The organism is Paenibacillus sp. 37 (genome assembly GCF_008386395.1).
Classification (GTDB): Bacteria; Bacillota; Bacilli; order Paenibacillales; family Paenibacillaceae; genus Paenibacillus; species Paenibacillus amylolyticus_B.
Window position 1 is genome coordinate 5,927,508 of sequence record NZ_CP043761.1, and the last position, 17,246, is coordinate 5,944,753.

Genomic DNA, 17,246 nt, shown 5'->3' on the forward strand with positions numbered 1-17,246 from the left:
CCGTCCAAAATACATTTGTATCTATCAATACCAAAAAGAGGCTGTCACAGGGACGAGCCTCTTTCTGTCCGGCCTCACCGGAAGGATTAGCGGTTCAGTACATCTGCAAGCAGTTGGTTGGCTAGAGCGGGATTCGCCTTGCCTTTACTTTCTTTCATAACCTGACCAACAAGGAAGCCAATGGCTTTTTGTTTACCAGCTTTATAGTCTTCCACGGATTGAGGGTTATTTGCTACAACCTGCTCAACGATGGCAAGAATGGCGCCTTCATCACTAATCTGCACAAGACCCTTCTCTTCAACGATCTGCTGTGGAAGCTTGCCGCTCTCCAGCATTTCCTTGAATACCGTTTTGGCGATTTTGCTGTTAATGGTGCCCTTCTCCAGCAGTCCGATCATCTCACCCAAACCTTGACCTGTCAGTGGGACCTGAGTCACCTCAAGATTGCTCGTATTCAGGTAACCCAGCAAGTCGCCCATGATCCAGTTGGATACGGATTTGGCATCCTGAGTGAATTTCAAGCTATCTTCGAAAAGATCAGCTATAGCCTTGGATGAAGTAATAACCTCTGCATCATAACTAGGCAATCCGTAATCAGCCGTGTAACGAGCCTTACGCTCGTCTGGAAGCTCAGGTATGGTAGCTCTGATCCGCTCTTTCCAGGCTTCATCGATATGCAGCTTCACCAGATCAGGGTCCGGGAAATAACGATAGTCATGCGCCTGTTCCTTGCCACGCATCGACAGTGTTTTCCCTTGAGCTTCGTCCCAGCGACGCGTCTCCTGAACCACTTCGCCGCCATCATCCAGAATCTCAGCCTGACGATATTGTTCATATTCCAGACCACGTTGAACACCACGGAAGGAGTTCATGTTTTTCAGCTCAGCTCTTGTTCCCAGCTTCTCCTGTCCATGTGGGCGCAAACTGATGTTAGCGTCACAACGCAGTGATCCTTCCTCCATCTTCACGTCCGATACATCACAGTACTGCATGATCGCGCGCAATTTTTCAAGATACGCACGTGCCTCTTCCGGAGAAGAAATCTCAGGTTCGGATACAATCTCCACCAGTGGAGTTCCGACACGGTTGAAGTCCACCAAAGACGCGTATCCGCCATCGATATGTGTAAGCTTCCCTGCATCTTCTTCCAAGTGAAGACGTGTGATGCCAATTCGTTTTGTTTCACCATTCACTTCGATATCAATCCAGCCGTTCTCACCGATTGGTTGATCAAATTGCGAGATCTGATAGGCTTTTGGTGAGTCGGGGTAAAAGTAGTTTTTACGGTCAAACTTGCTGACATCAGCAATCGTACAATTGAGGGCCATCGCTGCCTTCATGGCGTAGTCTACCGCCTGACGATTCAGTACAGGCAGTACGCCCGGATGTCCGAGACAGACCGGGCAGGTATGCGTATTCGGCGGAGCTCCAAAAGCTGTGGAGCAGCCGCAGAAGATTTTGGAGTTGGTATGCAACTCCACGTGGACTTCAAGTCCAACGACCGTTTCATATTTAGATGCGGACATTTCTATATTCCTCCGTTCCGGGCAGTCTACAGCTGCGGACGCTGCTTGTGGAATTCTGTATTTTGTTCAAACGCATGCGCTACACGCAATACGGTTGTTTCATCAAAGGCTTTACCGATAATCTGCAGGCCGACAGGCAATCCATCCGAGAATCCACATGGAATACTCACGGCAGGTACACCAGCCAGACTGACCGGAATCGTCAAAATATCGTTCAGATACATCGTAAGTGGATCATCCACCTGTGAACCGAGTTTGAACGCCGTAGTTGGCGCAGTTGGTCCAATAATCACATCATATTTGGCAAATACATTGTCGAAATCCTGTTTGATCAAAGTACGTACCTTCTGTGCTTTCAGATAATAGGCATCATAGTAACCCGAACTGAGTGCATACGTTCCAAGCATGATACGTCGTTTCACTTCGGGACCAAAGCCTTGGCTCCGAGACTGATGGTACAGATCCAACAAGTTGTCCGGATTGTCTGCACGCACGCCATAACGTACACCATCAAATCGAGCCAGGTTTGAAGAAGCCTCTGAAGATGCCAACAGGTAATACGTAGCCACCGCATATTCGGTATGCGGAAGGGATACTTCTTCCCATGTTGCCCCGAGTCCTTCAAGAACTTTTAATGCAGACAAAACCGTTTCTTTCACTTGTGGATCGACGCCTTCACCGATGTATTCCTTCGGAACAGCAATGCGAAGCCCTTTGACATCACCTGTCAGTCCGCTCAAATAATCCGGGATCTCTACTTTTGCAGATGTCGAATCTTTGGCGTCATATCCGGCAATAGCTTGCAACACATAAGCAGAATCTTCAACATTTTTCGTCAAAGGTCCAATCTGATCCAAAGATGATGCAAATGCTACCAATCCAAAGCGGGAAACAAGTCCGTACGTTGGCTTCAATCCAACAACACCGCAATACGAAGCAGGTTGTCTGATGGAACCACCTGTGTCTGATCCGAGTGTAAAGTATGCTTCTCCCGCAGCCACAGCTGCTGCAGAACCACCACTGGAACCTCCTGGAACACGATCAAGTGCCCATGGATTACGTACAGGTGAGAAACTTGAATTTTCATTGGAGCCGCCCATGGCGAATTCGTCCATGTTGAGTTTACCAATAGTTACGGTGTCCGCAGCTTTCAATTTCTCAACAACTGTCGCGTCATACACCGGGTCGAAATTACGAAGGAATTGGCTGCCACACGTCGTGCGCAGTCCGTTTGTAACGATGTTATCCTTAATACCTACAGGCAGACCAAAAAGCAAACCTTTCTCCTCGCCGCTAACCAGACGGTCATCCAGTTGACGTGCACGAGCGCGTGCTTGTTCTTCATCCAGTGCCAAATATGCTTTAACTTTATCATCATGCGCGCCAATGTTCTGATACGCCTGATCCACCAGATCGCTGACCGACAGCTCTTTGGCATGCAGCTTGTTATGTAACTCAGGCAACGATTGTTCAAATAAACTCACAGTTTTTGTCCTCCTTCCGGTTATCCGTTATTCCATTACAGCAGGCACTTTAAACTGCCCGTCTTCTTCTTCCGGTGCATTGCGCATCACCTGTTCAATCGACAGGCTTTCTTTGGTCTCATCTTCACGCATAACATTGCTTACGTGCAGAACGTGAGTGGTGGGTTCGATGTCTTCCGTATCCAGCTCATTCAGCTTTTCTGCATATTTTAAAATCGCGTTCAGCTGACCTGTCAGGGTCTGTTCTTCTTCAGCAGTCAAGTTGAGCCGGGCCAGCTTGGCCACATGCTGAACGTCATTATTCGAAATACTCATTAGCGGATGCCTCCTTCATTCGTTCTAATTCCCGAAACGACCTGAAACGAATCGCTCGTTTAACGGGCTAAAGTCTCAAGATAACTTTTTTCATTATAGGTGAGATAGTTCGACAATTCAATGCAAATGACCTGTCCTCCATACTATCCAATATTCGTTCTTGTTTATCACTGCCAAAAAGGCAGCGCTAAACGCACTGCCCTTGGTTACCAACCTGATTAGAATTAATACTAGTGCGTGTTCAAAAAAAAGGGTGGACTTTTGGAATTATCTTATTAAATCAGACCTGATAGCTGCAACAGCCGTCGAACAAGCACAGCTGTCTCTGCCCGAGTAATCATAAATTTCGGAGAAATGTTCTCGTTACTTCGACCAGATACAACTCCAGCTTGTAGACTGATGTTCACCGCTTCTTTGGCCCAATCGGATACTTGATTCATATCGGTAAACCGTGAAAGATCTTGGCTCGCATTTATATCCAACTTACGATTCAAGCCAGTGATTTTCATCGTCCGATGAATTATCATCATCGCTTCCTCACGAGTGATATCCTGTGCAGGACGGAACGCACCGTCTGTGTAACCATCGATGAGACCATAATCAGTCGCAGCGCTAACTACACCTGCATACCAATCACTTGGACTCACATCACTAAACTGGTTATTAGCTGTATTGCTTTGCAGCCCCAACGCTCTTACCAGAACAGCCGTGAATTCAGCACGTGTAATACGCTCATCTGGGTTAAATATTGTATCCGTTACTCCACGAATAACCATACGTGAGCCCATATCGTTTACTTCTGCTTCTGCCCAGTGTCCCGAAACATCCGTGAATGTTCGTGGATTCCAGACCAGACCGTATACACTATTGGTCAAACTGTTGATCTTCGCATAGTTCACACCGTTAATATTCGAAATCTTGGTCGGTACATGACGTATGCTGCCATCCTTCTCAACAACTACTCCTGTCGTCACCTTCATGGATTCACTCTCATTAGGTAGTATTATTGCTCGTTCCACATACTCGTTAAATCGGTCTACACTCACAGAGTTACCCTCATATGTGGCTGTGATATTGAATTCTAACAGCGAACCAATCAAGCTAAAGCCGTTAACACGGCCTGCTTCCTCCACTTCGGATACGCGATCTGCAGAAGCAGGAGAAATTTGCAAATGAAGAATCATATCTTCAAGGTTTTTATTCGCACCAAGTTGTTGGGCTAGCATACTAACATCCACCAAGCGGGAAGGCAAGGAATACGTAGCCGCATCTGTCTGTAGCACAAGTACAGCTTCTTGATCTGCCATGAACTTCACTAATCTTCCAGTCAATTCACCATTAACCCGGTCTTTATCGCCGCTTTGCACAGGAAGGGTCACTACGGCACCCTTGCCTTCAACCTGCAATTTTTGCATGACAGCCAGCTCGTCGACGGTCAGAGTCAACACATTCTGCCCATTCAATTGAGTTTTACTCAAGGTTCCAACTGTTTCCGGCTTTCCATTCACCAAGATCGTGACACCCGAGTTGGTTGTTCCTCCGCCTGATGGTGATGCACCTGTCGCTCCGCCTCCCGCACTTCCAGAACCTCCAGATCCACCTGAGCCCCCAGATCCATCAGAACCTCCGGAGCCTCCTGACCCATCAGATCCACCATTATTTGAAGCAGTCCACTTCGCGTACAAGGTTACATTAGATTTTCCTACGAGCAGAACATCCCCTGCACCATAGCTATGTCCACTACCATCCGCAGCCGTATTCCATCCTGCAAAAGCATATCCTGTCTTCACTAGATTACCTGTGTTACCGAGAATGGTAACCTGCGATTGTGACTTATACATCTGGTCATCTAAAGGTACATTTCCTGATGAAGCCCCGTTACTGTCATATCGAATTTGATAACTCTTAGATGGAACATAGGACATCACTGTAGATTTGGGTGCACTAATTCCATCTCTAAAAGAAAGGTAAAGGGCCCCATCTTTGTTAATCGCCAGTCTGGTATCCATTGCAATTCCTTCTGATACTCCAGCTCCCCCTAATGGTTCCCAGCCATTCACCTCGTCATATTTCATAACGGTTGCTTTATTACCATTGGCAAAGTCCTTAAAAGCCACATACGGACTTCCTTTTTGGTCAACTACCATGGAAAGAAATTCGGTCTGGTTCTCAGAGAAATTGGGCTCTCCAACCGCTGTCCATGCTCCCGAGCCAGTGTATTTCACTACGGTTGGCTTAAGTCCATTGTGGCCACCCGTCGTATATGTAGCATACACCGTTTCGTTCTGATCCACAGCGAGCGCAATTTCAGCCAAATTTTGTTCAGTGAACGCACGATCGCCAACCAATGACCAAGAATCATCTGCTTCGTTATATCGAATAACAGATAATTTGAAGCCTGCATTAGTGTCACTGTATGCAGCATACAGAATACCGTTTGGACTCATAGCCAGTACGCCGCCCGCCGCGCCTGCCAGATTGTAACCTGTGTTACCGATGTACTCCCATTGATCTGACTCGTCGTTATACTTCATCACTTTAAGTTCATAACCCGTATTAGGTGCAACATAAGGCACACCATTAAGATCGAGTTTCAAATCAAGACTCCTTAAACTATTCTGAGTGAAACCTGGCGATCCCACGACCTTCCAGCCATCATGCTCCGTGTACTTCATGACAGTGGCACTGCCAATACGATTTCCATCACTAAAAGCAACATATATTGTTCCATTCTGGTCTATTGCTATTTTATTTTTGGATGCAGGACTCTGGGTAAAGCCCGGTTGTCCTACAGGCACCCATCCACTATCTTTGCTATATTTCATTACAGTCGCTCTAGAGCTATTAGCACTATCCGTAAATACAACATATGGCGTGCCATTCGCATCTACTGTAATATCCTGATCAAAAGCCATTCCCTCTGAGAAGCCTGCTTGACCAAGAATATTCCATTTGTCTTCTTCTAGTTCCGGGTCTGTACCTCCAGAAGAAGAAGGTGTCCAAACCGCATATAGTGTTACGTTAGAAGTACCCATTATTAACGTTTCGCCAGCATCATAGCTCGTTCCGCTTCCATCACTTGCTGTGTTCCAGCCAGCAAATAGATATCCCACTTTTTCCAAAGCCCCTGTGTTGTCTTGAACAGTGACACCTGCTTGTTCAGGGTATTGCTGATTATCAATTGGTGCACTGCCTGCCTGAGTTCCATTCCCATCGTACGTGACTGTGTGCGAAAGCTTCGTACCAAACCGCATTACGGTCGCTTTGGATTGCTCAGATGCATCCTGATAAACCACATAGGGTTTTCCATATTGGGGATCTAGTGCCAGTGCAGGCGTAGATACCACATCTGCGGAGAATCCCGCTTGACCCACAAACTGCCAACCATTATGCGAACTATAACTCATAACTGTTGCTTTATGACCGTTTGCACCGTCCTTAAAGACAACATAAGGTACGCCCATCTGATCTACTACAATTGACGGTGAAGAAATCGAACCTGGAGAGAACCCCCGGTCACCAACGGTTTCCCAGCTTTCTGTCTCACTCTTGAATGTCATTACTGTCAATTTGGATGTATCGTCACTAAATGCGATAAATGGCCTGCCTGAGGGGCTTAGTGCGAGCACGGGAGAGGATGTATATCCGGGCGAGATCCCTGCTTGTCCTACCACTTCCCAAGTATCAGCGCTATATCTCATCACTGTCGTATTGGAGGAACTGTCCTGAAAAGCTACATATGGTATACCTGCTTGATCAAGAACCAACGATACCGCGTTTTGAACTTCGGGGGAAACATCGTTAATTCCTACCAAAGCCCATCCTGTTGTTTCGTTGTATGCCATTACTGTTGCCTTACCACTGGCTCCATCCTTAAAAGCAACATACGGATTACCCGCCTGATCCAGCGCAAGCGAAGGATAGTTCGCCCTGTCTGGCGTAAAGCCAGCTTGTCCTACCGGTTCCCACCCATCATTGATTGCATTATATCTCATAACTGTTGCTTTACCATCCGCATTATTATCCTGATATCCAATATACGGGGTACCCTGTTGATCTAGTACAAGCGTAATTCCAATTGCTGAACCGCTCGATAAACCTCTCTCACCAACAAGTTGCCAGCCATCGGAGACACTATACTTCATCACTGTAGCTTTGAAACTGGCACCTAAATCCGTATAAGCAACATATGTATTACCTGATTGATCAACCGCCAACTTGGGAGCAGAGGCTTCTCCTTCAGAAAAACCAGTATTTCCGAGCGATGTCCATTCTTCATCAACAGAAGCATAGGCCTGATCTGCAACCCATGTCGGAAAGATTGGAACCCCTCCCAATATGACTACACAAGCCAACAACATCATAATGAATTTCTTACCATTCTGATTAATCCTTCTCATATTCATATCTTCCTCTCTCACTTATGTAAGTTTGATAGGGATTACCCTTCTTCAACGGAAGATATCGTATCAAATGTCTCTGAACCGATTCTGAACATCTTGTATTGTATTAGGAAATAAAAAAGAGCCGGCATCAGCCGACTCTTAAAATTCTAGATCCATGCACGCAGATTAACCTGCTTTATAAAATCCGCCTGTGACATAACATCGTTCGCGGTTTCCTCTTCCTCTTCCACAGCTTGAAAATCTCCGTTCATCAAATGATGAAACAGCTTCTCATTGTGTGTCGCAAGGGCGTAATCTATCAACGCTTCTCGCTCGACCCGCTCAGCTTCCTGCTTCAGCAGAACCTCTTCCAGATCGACGTCGCCGGATGGAACAAAAAAGTTCCGGTTCACCTGCGGCACTCGAAGCACGTAATCGAACGCATTGTCCGGATTCCGGTCATAAGCGATGATGAAACCATATTCCCCCACAGGAAGATTCTGCTCAAACGCATCCGCGACGATGACAACCTTCTCTCCTAATCGCAGCATCGTCTAACCTCCTGGTAGTCTATCATTAATATTTATTTGTATAGTCTACTAGAAAAGAATAACGATGTCTAGGAATACTAGAATTAAACAACATATTTGTGCAAAATCTTTTTTTCCATTTTTAAAATGATGTTATTTCGGATTTCGTGCACCTGGCTTGCGCTGTGATCGAATTACGACAAACCAATATATTATCAGCGGCGTGGGAAATCCCGTGATACCCCATAATCCCCATAACCAAGGGAAACGTCCACGTCTGCGTGCGTCCTGAAAGATCCATGTGCCCTGAACCAGGAGAAAAATGCCAAGCAATATAAGCCATAGTGGAGAAATTTCATCCAATGAATAATGCATTTTATTCATGACGAACCTCCTTCCGGCGCCGTCCGGCCCAGATCACAGCCAAAATCACCGCAACAGCTGTACCAAGAGCCTGGATACCTAAATATAGAGCTGGAGCAGATACGAACAATAATGTACCGAACACAATGGCAAGCAATCCAACCAACCAGAAACATATCATCTCGATCCAATTGGCTCGACGTCTAATCTGTCTCCGTCCCCTGACTTGGGCTTCAAGTGCACCCAAAGAAGGAATACTTGTAGGCTCAAATGCATCATCCAGCACTTTCATGTGTTGTTGCAATCGTTCTACAACTTCTTGTTCTTGTGCATCATCTGATCTGCTCACCTTTATTCCAGCTCCTTTCTTAACTGACGGAGACCATAAGCTGTGCGTGACTTCACCGTTCCCGCAGGAATACCCAGCATTTCCCCGATCTCTTCATACCCGTATCCATAATAATGCTTCAGTAGCACTGCAACACGATGTTCAGGTGTCAGTCTTGTCATCGCATCCATGACATCTGTCCATTCTTCATTCCGAGTCTCAAGCTGCCAGCGGAATCGACGTACAGCCTGATCCCGAATGAGAGCAAGCCAGTTCTGTTCTCTCTTCTTACGTCTTGTCTTATCGATATAGATGCGGGTCGCAATGGTGATCATCCATGATGAAAAGGCAGACGTGCCATCATATCGATGGATATTTTCCATACAACGAATCATCGTATCCTGCACCGTCTCTTCTGCAAGGTTAGCGTCCATTGTCACTTTGACAAGATACTTATACACAAACGTGTAGTGACGTTGCAACAACGCTGCGAGTGCGCTATCGTCTCCCGATACTGCTCTGCGTACCTCTTCCAGCTCAGCTGCCTTTATCATGAAATCACCTGCTTCCCGTTCAATCTGGAGTTAATACGACTGACTCTGCAAAAACGTTCAATGAAATTAAAAAAAATTAAAACCCGACAATTTCCCGGGCAATCAGACTTGATTCCGGTAATCTTGCAGCTTGTCGAACCACGGTTGGTTACGGGCTCCGTTTCTTAAAACACGGCTTGTCCATATATTCTGCTGAGACTTCATCATTTCTTTGGCCACGCTAGGGTTATGTATTAAAGCTCGCTCAGTACCCGTTTCTCTTTTCCCACTTTCCAATATGCGACGGTTTTCCTCAATGATCGGATACTCGACACGCTGATTCAACGGAATAACTCTTGGTTTCTCCACTTTGATATTCCCCACTCTCTCATGATCTATATAAGTTGAACTAAAGATTATTTACATTGACACTACGATGACAGAATAACCTTCCAATCGCTGTTATCCCCAGATTTTTTGATTCCCTTTTCTTAAAGGGAAAATCCGGGGATAGCTTATGCTTCCGATGCAGCTTTCTTTCAGAAAGCTTTTAGGCGAACGCTTCGCTTTTTCAGGTTTTTTCTGTCCTCTCCGTTATTGTGTAAATGATTAGTTCAACTTATATACTGTTTTCTTGAATTTTGTTATTTCTAAATCAATCTGTACTTGCTTCTAACTTGCTATTGGTCTCAAACTGGCTTGTGATAAAGCGCATCTTGCATCTCTATGTAGCATAAAAAAGGCTAATTCTGTGTTAAAAAGGGGCTGAAAACAAAAAAAGAACGCAAACCGGGTATAGACCACAGTCTGCGTGCTTCGCGAGGTTGGGTGTTTCTTGGTAATGCTTCAGTTAGATGATGCCTTAACGCTTGTAACAACTAATTGCTATTCTAATGAAAAAGTTGTCACTTGTCCAGACTTTCTTCACATATCATGTCGGATTATCTTGCGGACACGTAAGGATTGTTCTGTTTCTCATAACCAATGGTCGTTTTGGGACCATGACCCGGATATACTTTAACCTCATCAGCAAAGGTGTAAAGCTTGTTCTGGATTGAATCAATCAGATCCCGTTCACGCCCTCCTGTCAGGTCCGTTCTGCCCACACCCATGCGGAACAGCACATCACCGGCAAACAGGTCGTTATCACAAAGCAAACTTACACTGCCTGGTGAATGTCCAGGTGTATGGAACACTTTAAACGTATGACCAATCAGATTCAGCTTCTGCCCTTCGTCCATGGCATATTCAGCAGGATCTGTCGAAAGCGGTGGTGTCGCCTGCGGCCAATTCAAAGATCCATTTAATTTCGGGGTGGTGAGCCAGTCACTCTCCAAGTCATGAAGATAAACGGGACATCCCTTCAATTTACGGATCTCATCTACCCCGCCCATATGATCAAAGTGAGCATGAGTGAGGAGAATGGCTTCAATCTCCAAGTCTTGGATCGCCTTAAGCAGCGACCCTGGATTCATGCCCGGATCGATAATGACGGCTTTGCCCGGATCATCTCCTTGTAGAAGATACGCATTGGTCTGAAGCGGGCCTAGTGTAAACGTACGAATGTTAAGCATATCGGCTTAGTAACCCGAAATCAGTTCACGCAGCTCACGGATAATGGCCGCATGTGACTCCGTTCCTTCCCCATAACGTTTACCAATCTCTTGACGCGCTACAGCCAAATTTTCCTGGTAATCTGCTGCTTCACGATCCGGATTAAGGCGTTTGAATTCAATCATGACTTCCTGTACATGCTGCGGACGAGGTCCCCACTGACCTAACACATGACCACCTGTATCTGCAAAAATAACGACTGGCACGGAACGGCCACCCATCGTCAGGAACTCATCCATCACTTCCGGGTGGTTCTCCATAATCAGAACTTCAGTTGGAATTCCTGAGATTTCAAGCGCCTGGAACACAACCGGAATATTACGGACAACATCCCCGCACCAGTCAGCTGCCAGAATTAACACACGCAGATCATCGCGATGGTTCAGACTCTCAAAAAACTCACGATCCTCTTCGTTCGACCAAGTAAAGCTATCATAATTGGCCTGGAATTCACTTTGGTTCTTGGTCATACTCTCGATAAAATCCTTCGGTGGCAGACCTTTACCGAATTTGTGAGACAAGTTGGGTTTACCCATGACTAGACACTTCCTTTCTTTTTACGAGCATTCATCCATTTAATAAGTACATAAACGATCATAAGGGCGAGAGCGACAAGCAAAATAGGCATAACATATGGTGCCGCTTTCTCATCAATATGCTTCCATTGATCTCCAAGAATCATCCCTAAATATATAAACAATGCAGTCCAAGGTATAACAGCGAGTGTAGTAAGCAAGATGAATTTACCTGTGTGCATTTTCGTGATGCCAGCCGGGATGGAGATTGCATGTCTTACCACCGGAACAAAACGCGCTGTAAAAATGACACCTGTACCATACTTGCGAAACCACTCCTCGGAATGGTCGATGTGTTTTTTCTGGATGAGTATGTATTTACCGTAGCGTTCAAGTACAGGTCTGCCGCCATAACGGCCAATCCAGTAAATAAATAACTGGGCAATCACACCGCCCACCGTACCAAAAATCATAGCACCGAAGAAGTTGATATTACCTTGTGAAACGAGAAAACCTCCATACGCCAGCACAATTTCGCTTGGGATAACTTCCAACATTAATCCAAGCATGATTCCAAAGTAGCCAAGACTTTGAATCCAATCGAACAATTGGCCAACAAGGTTATGAATAAAGTCCATCTCAACCCTCTTTCTCCATCCTGATTGGCGGTGCCCCTCCGCACCATGGATGTTCGTCCCTATTTTATCACAGGGCTGTGGACGTTGCTACTTCACAAGGTTGGGATAGTGTCCCGTTCGTAGCAGTCCGCATATGGTATGGGGAGAGGAGCGTGAGAAGATGTCACACAAGTCAATACCCGGTTCTCCGCCGGTCAAACATACGCAATCCGGTCAAAACCTTCCTTCCGCCAGAGGGATTCGCCGGGCATGCAGCAAGGAATTGTACCGGACAGCCAAAAGGCTAAAAGTATATGTCTCTCCCGAACGGATGAAGCAGGCGGAAGAATATTATTACGGTAAGGTGATTGCTAATCTGCTCTGGATTGGGGAGAATCGCGACAACCGCAAGAAATTATGTGAGTGGTGGAACACGGATGTCAGTGCAGAGATCGCCGCGATGTGGGAAGTAGATGTTGAACCATTAAAAGATGCGTTTCAGCATGCATTTGGCGGTTATCGTCTGTAGGAATGGAGAAATGAAAAGCTTCGATCTGGGTGGAATTCGGGGGCAACTCTGGCTTGCGGTTGGAGCAGAGCATGGAGCCGACCACCACGGGGAGCATGAACATAAACTAGGATTATGAACATAAACTGGGATTATGAACATAAACACCGAGTAATTATTCATGCTCAAGCCCACGAGTGGTAACGAACCTGAGATGTCTTATTCAAGGATTTGAAGCACTCTTAGAAATCTAAGGAATCTGAGACACGTTATATCGGAATTTTTGGACTTTTATAGGGTTTTTGTTAGGGGATTTCCGGAAATAACGTGTCTGATGTTCCTTACAATTTAAAGGAGGAGGTAAAGGACAAATAAGACGCCCTGTGTTCCTTAGAAAATGGTATACCCATCCGCCAGGAGCAACGAGCTTGGACCCTCAGACTTTTCAGACGCTGACATCCATCAGTCATTCAAGGGCTCCGCTTGGTCAACTCTTGAGTAAATGGAGGAGAAAAAGCTGAAGCAAGCCTGCGCAGGTTCTCTCCATAGCCTGGAGCATGTTCTTCCAGTACAAAACGACGATCATTGCGAACGTTTCCTGCTTCCACTTCCTCAGCCAGCAGTTGATACCGTTCATACATCTGTACACCAGCGGCGGCAGTCTGTTGGGCTCGATCTCTATATCCTGCCTTCCATTCCCGCCGCGCTGCCTGCTCCATCCAATACAAAGCCGTGGATTGGCCAATGCCATCATACCGATTCAATGCGATCGCTTGTTCAAAATATTCTCCAGCCTGCTGTCCTTCGCCGAATTTGGCTGCCAATCGTCCCAGTTCAATGTAAATCTGAGGATGCATCGGGGAATGGGACAAGCTGTTCAAAAGGAGTGATTCTGCTTCTCGTCCCGGGAGGGATCGTGCAAGGGATATCACGATATCGGGTCGATTCGGATTCGATTGAAAAGCAGCCATAAGATGCACCTTCTGTGCTGGAGTGCCATCCGGTTCAGACATCGCCTGACGGTACTGCACTTCTGCTATGGCATATCGGAAGGTCAGCCAGAATGTTCCACCAATCCAGAAAAGGATGATCATCACTGTCGATACCCTTATTAGCCGAGCAGTTACTCGCTGAAGAATATGAAAGAAGGAACGCCACATCGGGACATATAATAAACGGGTGTGGATTGATAGAGATCGCAAGAAAAGAAATCTGGATCTGGATTTAGATCTCAATTTAGATCCCGATTTGGATCTGATGGGAGTGTATTTCACTGTTACGCCGGATCGCTGGACCCCCTCTGTTTCCGTCTTCAATGCAGTTGCCCAAGCACCAAGCCAGATGAAAAGCATCCAAAATACTGTAAAGCTCCAGTCAAAGTCCATCGCCCCATGCAGGCCAAAAACAAGCACGGATGGAAATAGCTGCGGTGCAAAATGAAAGATGCTTCGCAGGGTGAGGAGAAACCACCCTGCGACAAGCAGGATGCCGATCATGCCCCTGTCCAGGGCGAGATCAAGCAGGCCGTTGTGGACCTCGCCTCCAACATAAGGCGAGGATTGAATGGCGCGAAACATGTTGCGCCATGTATCTCCCCCGTGGCCGAGCCATGCGACCTCGGTCCACAGCTGGAGGGCGTCCCGCCACATCTGTAGGCGGGACACCCCAGTACCGACACCCGCCGCGAGGCGCTCGGCGGTGGAGGCCACGGCCATCAGTGCGGCGGCGGCTCCCGCCAGCACAATGGCCGTCAGGGCAGCGGTACGCGGAGCCTTGGCGGCGCCGCTGTGCCATAAACGGCACAGCAGCAGCGTGCCGAGCAGCGCAGCTGCCCATGCCCCGGCCAGTGCCAGCAGGCCGGGCACAGGTGCAGGCGCCAGCTGGGCAGCAGCCAGCTGGCGGTACAGCCAGGCCGCGCACGCCAGTGGCGCGGCCGTGGCCAGCAGCAGCGGCAGGCGGGCACCGCGCCGCTGCAAAGCAAAGGCGGCGACCGCGGCGCAGCCGGTCGCCAGCCAAGCGCCGCGCGACTCGCTCAGCAGGAGCGCGGTTTGCGCGGGCATGAGCGGCAGCACTGCCGCGATGAGTCGCCTGGCCGGCACAGGCCGGGCCAAGACTCGTGCGGCGGCTGTCAGCCGCTCCAATGCGTACATGCCAACAACGGCACCGTACGCATTCGGGTACTGCAATAATCCGCCGAGCCTTGCTCCGGCGGAACTGATCTCGGGGTCAGCAGTCCGCATCACCCCGAAGGGCAGCGGCAATATCCCGCACACGGCAAGGATGCCGCTTAGCACAAGCAAGCCGCCTGCCATCTGCCAACCGCAGGCTAACCAACGTGCACCATTCGTGCGCGCAGCCAATATTGCGGTAAGCAGGGTAAACATCGCAAGCAGGCTCCACCGCAGCATTTCATCCATGCTGCCCTGTTTACTCACCGAGCCTGCCCATGCATGTAGTCCAAAACATGTCATCATCCCCAGCGGCCACAATACCCGCCACATCCCCGGAAATCGGAATATTTTCTCAACGATTCGTTCGAGTCTCCCCCGATCCTGTACCAATGACATGGGTATTCGTTCACTCGTCTTCTGTGGACGAATACCTACAAGGAAAAGCAAAAACATAATCAAAGTGCTTCCTGCTGCGATCAGAATAACAGGGTACAGATCAGCCGAATAGTACAGTCCCCGACTCAGACATCCTGCAAGCAGCAAGACAATGGAGAGTATGCCCAACCCAACAGTCCACCCAGATCCTGAATAACGTTTACACCTCAAACTTTGAGAAAAATAACCTGACCCCTCGGTTTGAATAACTCCATTTAATTGATATGGTTCATCTTTTTTATACGTAACATCTTTGTTGTATGTATCTTGTCTATTATATGCACTGTCTCTAATGCCCCTAATGTCCTCATTACATAAGTCCCTGTTATCTACATATTCTGTATCATTTGCGTGGTGAGACCGTTCAAACAACTGTTCCATCATTTTCTCATTCGCCGCATACCCTCGTTTATACCTTACAACTCCCTTATCCATTGTAATATTCTTCATCCTTATACCCCCTCCTTCCTTCCGCCGCTCCATATGCATAACAAAAAGACAGAAGATCCCGATAACGGGTCCTTCTGTCTGATAAATACCTGACAGTTATGATGTTGCTTGCTACAACGTATGTGCATAATATTGAACTTTACATTCAGGGACCCTAATTGCAGTATGTCCCTGGATTGGCATTGGCACACTCAGCAAATGTCGCAATTTGCGGAATTTTGAACGGTTTCTTTGCTCGATTTTGATTTCCCGTCGGCCTGCTTGCCATCGCCAGGAAGCAAATCGGCACAAGCCCGCTCCAAATATGGATCGGCATGAATGAAATCACGGAAAGCCGTATATTCATTCCACATCTCCGTCACTTCGCCGGCCTGACCACGAACAGCACGGATCAATATGTTTTTAGGCGTATTCTCCATATCGATGAATTCAAGCAATTGTGTCTTGTATCCCATCAGATCAAGCAACTTGGCACGAATCCCATCCGTAGCCAGAGCGGAAAAACGTTCCTTGAGGATACCATGGGACAATAACGGATTCATCACGGAAGCCTCTACTTGATCAAACAGTTCATGCTGACAGCAAGGAACAGACAGAATCACAGAAGCCCCCCAACGAACTGCCTTCTCCAAAGCAGCATCGGTAGCTGTGTCACAGGCATGAAGCGTGACAACCATATCCACTTCATTTAATTCATCGTAGTCCGCGATGTCTCCAACCAGAAACTTCAGATCACCATAATGCAATCGATTAGCCAGATCATTACAGTGTTCAATGACATCTGCCTTTAAGTCCAACCCAATAATCTTGAGTGAACGACGTTGTTGCACAGACAGATAATGATATAACGCAAATGTCAGATAAGACTTGCCGCAACCAAAGTCAACGATGGTCAGTGGACGTCCTTCCGGAAGATGGGGAATGACATCCTGCACCATTTCGAGGAAACGGTTGATTTGTCTGAACTTGTCATACTTGCGAGCCAGCACACGACCTTCTTCGTTCATAATACCAAGTTCAACGAGGAACGATACAGGTACGCCTTCTTCCAATACATATTGCTTCTTGCGATTATGCGACAGATCCACCGCAGTTTTGGAAGCAGATTTGGTCAGAATGGATACTTTATATTTTTTGCTGATCAAAATTTGATAGTCTGCCTCGGTCGTACAGAGCAGCCCTTGACGAAACGTCTCTTCGCATAACAAAGTCATGCGCTCAGCCGCTTCAGCCGGAGTCAAATTCTCGTGCAGCACTTTGTTGTTATAATGAAATGCAAATTGATAATGCAGCTGATTCTTCAGTGTCACCGGCTTGACTTGCACTTTGGTATACGAGACATTGTCCCGTCTGCGCAGCTGGCTCCAGGTCGCTGTAATCAGCGAATTCTGTTCAAAGATGTCTTGTATAAGCTTTCGCAATGAATCCACGGGGTACATCTCACTTTCGGTTTGGTTTGGTCAACCGTTACC

General features: G+C 47.2%; 15 protein-coding genes. 1 reads left to right on the plus strand and 14 read right to left on the minus strand.

All coding sequences use genetic code 11. The features are described from left to right. Positions 1 to 86: 86 nt before the first annotated feature. From gatB to F0220_RS25545, 12 genes are all read right to left on the minus strand, one after another. Positions 87 to 1,526, minus strand: a complete 1,440-nt coding sequence (gene gatB / locus F0220_RS25490; protein WP_149846799.1) for an Asp-tRNA(Asn)/Glu-tRNA(Gln) amidotransferase subunit GatB — start codon at positions 1,524 to 1,526, stop codon at positions 87 to 89. A gap of 26 nt (positions 1,527 to 1,552) precedes the next feature. Beyond that, on the minus strand, positions 1,553 to 3,010 hold the full coding sequence (gene gatA / locus F0220_RS25495; protein ID WP_149846800.1) for an Asp-tRNA(Asn)/Glu-tRNA(Gln) amidotransferase subunit GatA: 1,458 nt from the start codon (positions 3,008 to 3,010) through the stop codon (positions 1,553 to 1,555). Between the two features lie 27 nt (positions 3,011 to 3,037). Beyond that, positions 3,038 to 3,325, minus strand: a complete 288-nt coding sequence (gatC, locus tag F0220_RS25500; protein ID WP_036607033.1) for an Asp-tRNA(Asn)/Glu-tRNA(Gln) amidotransferase subunit GatC — start codon at positions 3,323 to 3,325, stop codon at positions 3,038 to 3,040. 275 nt (positions 3,326 to 3,600) lie between these two features. After that, positions 3,601 to 7,725, minus strand: coding sequence for an S-layer homology domain-containing protein (locus tag F0220_RS25505; RefSeq protein WP_188310499.1), 4,125 nt, complete (start codon positions 7,723 to 7,725; stop codon positions 3,601 to 3,603). A 152-nt stretch (positions 7,726 to 7,877) separates the two neighbouring features. Beyond that, positions 7,878 to 8,261 carry a hypothetical protein gene (locus F0220_RS25510; RefSeq protein WP_024631336.1) on the minus strand — a complete coding sequence of 128 codons (384 nt, stop codon included), beginning with the start codon at positions 8,259 to 8,261 and terminating at the stop codon, positions 7,878 to 7,880. A 132-nt stretch (positions 8,262 to 8,393) separates the two neighbouring features. Further along, complete coding sequence (locus F0220_RS25515) at positions 8,394 to 8,624, minus strand: hypothetical protein (protein WP_179198630.1); 231 nt, start codon at positions 8,622 to 8,624, stop codon at positions 8,394 to 8,396. Continuing rightward, entirely contained in the window at positions 8,617 to 8,952 is a 336-nt protein-coding gene (locus F0220_RS25520) for a YxlC family protein (RefSeq protein WP_149846802.1), read from the minus strand. The genes F0220_RS25515 and F0220_RS25520 overlap by 8 nt, the downstream gene beginning before the upstream one ends. 2 nt (positions 8,953 to 8,954) lie before the next feature. Then, positions 8,955 to 9,485, minus strand: a complete 531-nt coding sequence (sigY, locus tag F0220_RS25525; protein WP_149846803.1) for an RNA polymerase sigma factor SigY — start codon at positions 9,483 to 9,485, stop codon at positions 8,955 to 8,957. Positions 9,486 to 9,587: 102 nt separating this feature from the next. Continuing rightward, complete coding sequence (locus tag F0220_RS25530; protein WP_223199775.1) at positions 9,588 to 9,848, minus strand: hypothetical protein; 261 nt, start codon at positions 9,846 to 9,848, stop codon at positions 9,588 to 9,590. Between the two features lie 557 nt (positions 9,849 to 10,405). Beyond that, positions 10,406 to 11,038, minus strand: coding sequence for an MBL fold metallo-hydrolase (locus F0220_RS25535; RefSeq protein ID WP_105601862.1), 633 nt, complete (start codon positions 11,036 to 11,038; stop codon positions 10,406 to 10,408). A 6-nt stretch (positions 11,039 to 11,044) separates the two neighbouring features. After that, positions 11,045 to 11,614: a thioredoxin family protein gene (locus F0220_RS25540; RefSeq protein WP_017692292.1), complete on the minus strand. Its 570-nt coding sequence runs from the start codon at positions 11,612 to 11,614 to the stop codon at positions 11,045 to 11,047. A 2-nt stretch (positions 11,615 to 11,616) separates the two neighbouring features. Further along, positions 11,617 to 12,231, minus strand: coding sequence for an undecaprenyl phosphate transporter UptA (locus tag F0220_RS25545; RefSeq protein WP_091019353.1), 615 nt, complete (start codon positions 12,229 to 12,231; stop codon positions 11,617 to 11,619). A 160-nt stretch (positions 12,232 to 12,391) separates the two neighbouring features. Here F0220_RS25545 and F0220_RS25550 point away from each other — a divergent pair, with 160 nt between their 5' ends. Next, complete coding sequence (locus F0220_RS25550) at positions 12,392 to 12,739, plus strand: dehydrogenase (RefSeq protein WP_091019351.1); 348 nt, start codon at positions 12,392 to 12,394, stop codon at positions 12,737 to 12,739. Between the two features lie 449 nt (positions 12,740 to 13,188). Here the strand turns inward: F0220_RS25550 and F0220_RS25555 are convergent, their stop codons facing one another. After that, positions 13,189 to 15,774 carry an O-antigen ligase family protein gene (locus tag F0220_RS25555; protein WP_188310500.1) on the minus strand — a complete coding sequence of 862 codons (2,586 nt, stop codon included), beginning with the start codon at positions 15,772 to 15,774 and terminating at the stop codon, positions 13,189 to 13,191. 191 nt (positions 15,775 to 15,965) lie between these two features. After that, the gene (locus tag F0220_RS25560; RefSeq protein ID WP_091019347.1) at positions 15,966 to 17,213 is read right to left on the minus strand and encodes a class I SAM-dependent methyltransferase; all 1,248 of its coding nucleotides are present in this window, start codon (positions 17,211 to 17,213) and stop codon (positions 15,966 to 15,968) included. Between the last annotated feature and the right edge of the window lie 33 nt (positions 17,214 to 17,246).

Bases quoted from the DNA above. Each gene is read 5' to 3' on its own strand.
- gatB (WP_149846799.1), bottom strand. From the start codon at position 1,526: ATGTCCGCATCTAAATATGAAACGGTCGTTGGACTTGAAGTCCACGTG.
- gatC (WP_036607033.1), bottom strand. From the start codon at position 3,325: ATGAGTATTTCGAATAATGACGTTCAGCATGTGGCCAAGCTGGCCCGG.
- F0220_RS25505 (WP_188310499.1), bottom strand. From the start codon at position 7,725: ATGAGAAGGATTAATCAGAATGGTAAGAAATTCATTATGATGTTGTTG.
- F0220_RS25510 (WP_024631336.1), bottom strand. From the start codon at position 8,261: ATGCTGCGATTAGGAGAGAAGGTTGTCATCGTCGCGGATGCGTTTGAG.
- F0220_RS25515 (WP_179198630.1), bottom strand. From the start codon at position 8,624: ATGAATAAAATGCATTATTCATTGGATGAAATTTCTCCACTATGGCTT.
- sigY (WP_149846803.1), bottom strand. From the start codon at position 9,485: ATGATAAAGGCAGCTGAGCTGGAAGAGGTACGCAGAGCAGTATCGGGA.
- F0220_RS25535 (WP_105601862.1), bottom strand. From the start codon at position 11,038: ATGCTTAACATTCGTACGTTTACACTAGGCCCGCTTCAGACCAATGCG.
- F0220_RS25540 (WP_017692292.1), bottom strand. From the start codon at position 11,614: ATGGGTAAACCCAACTTGTCTCACAAATTCGGTAAAGGTCTGCCACCG.
- F0220_RS25545 (WP_091019353.1), bottom strand. From the start codon at position 12,231: ATGGACTTTATTCATAACCTTGTTGGCCAATTGTTCGATTGGATTCAA.
- F0220_RS25550 (WP_091019351.1), top strand. From the start codon at position 12,392: ATGTCACACAAGTCAATACCCGGTTCTCCGCCGGTCAAACATACGCAA.
- F0220_RS25555 (WP_188310500.1), bottom strand. From the start codon at position 15,774: ATGAAGAATATTACAATGGATAAGGGAGTTGTAAGGTATAAACGAGGG.
- F0220_RS25560 (WP_091019347.1), bottom strand. From the start codon at position 17,213: ATGTACCCCGTGGATTCATTGCGAAAGCTTATACAAGACATCTTTGAA.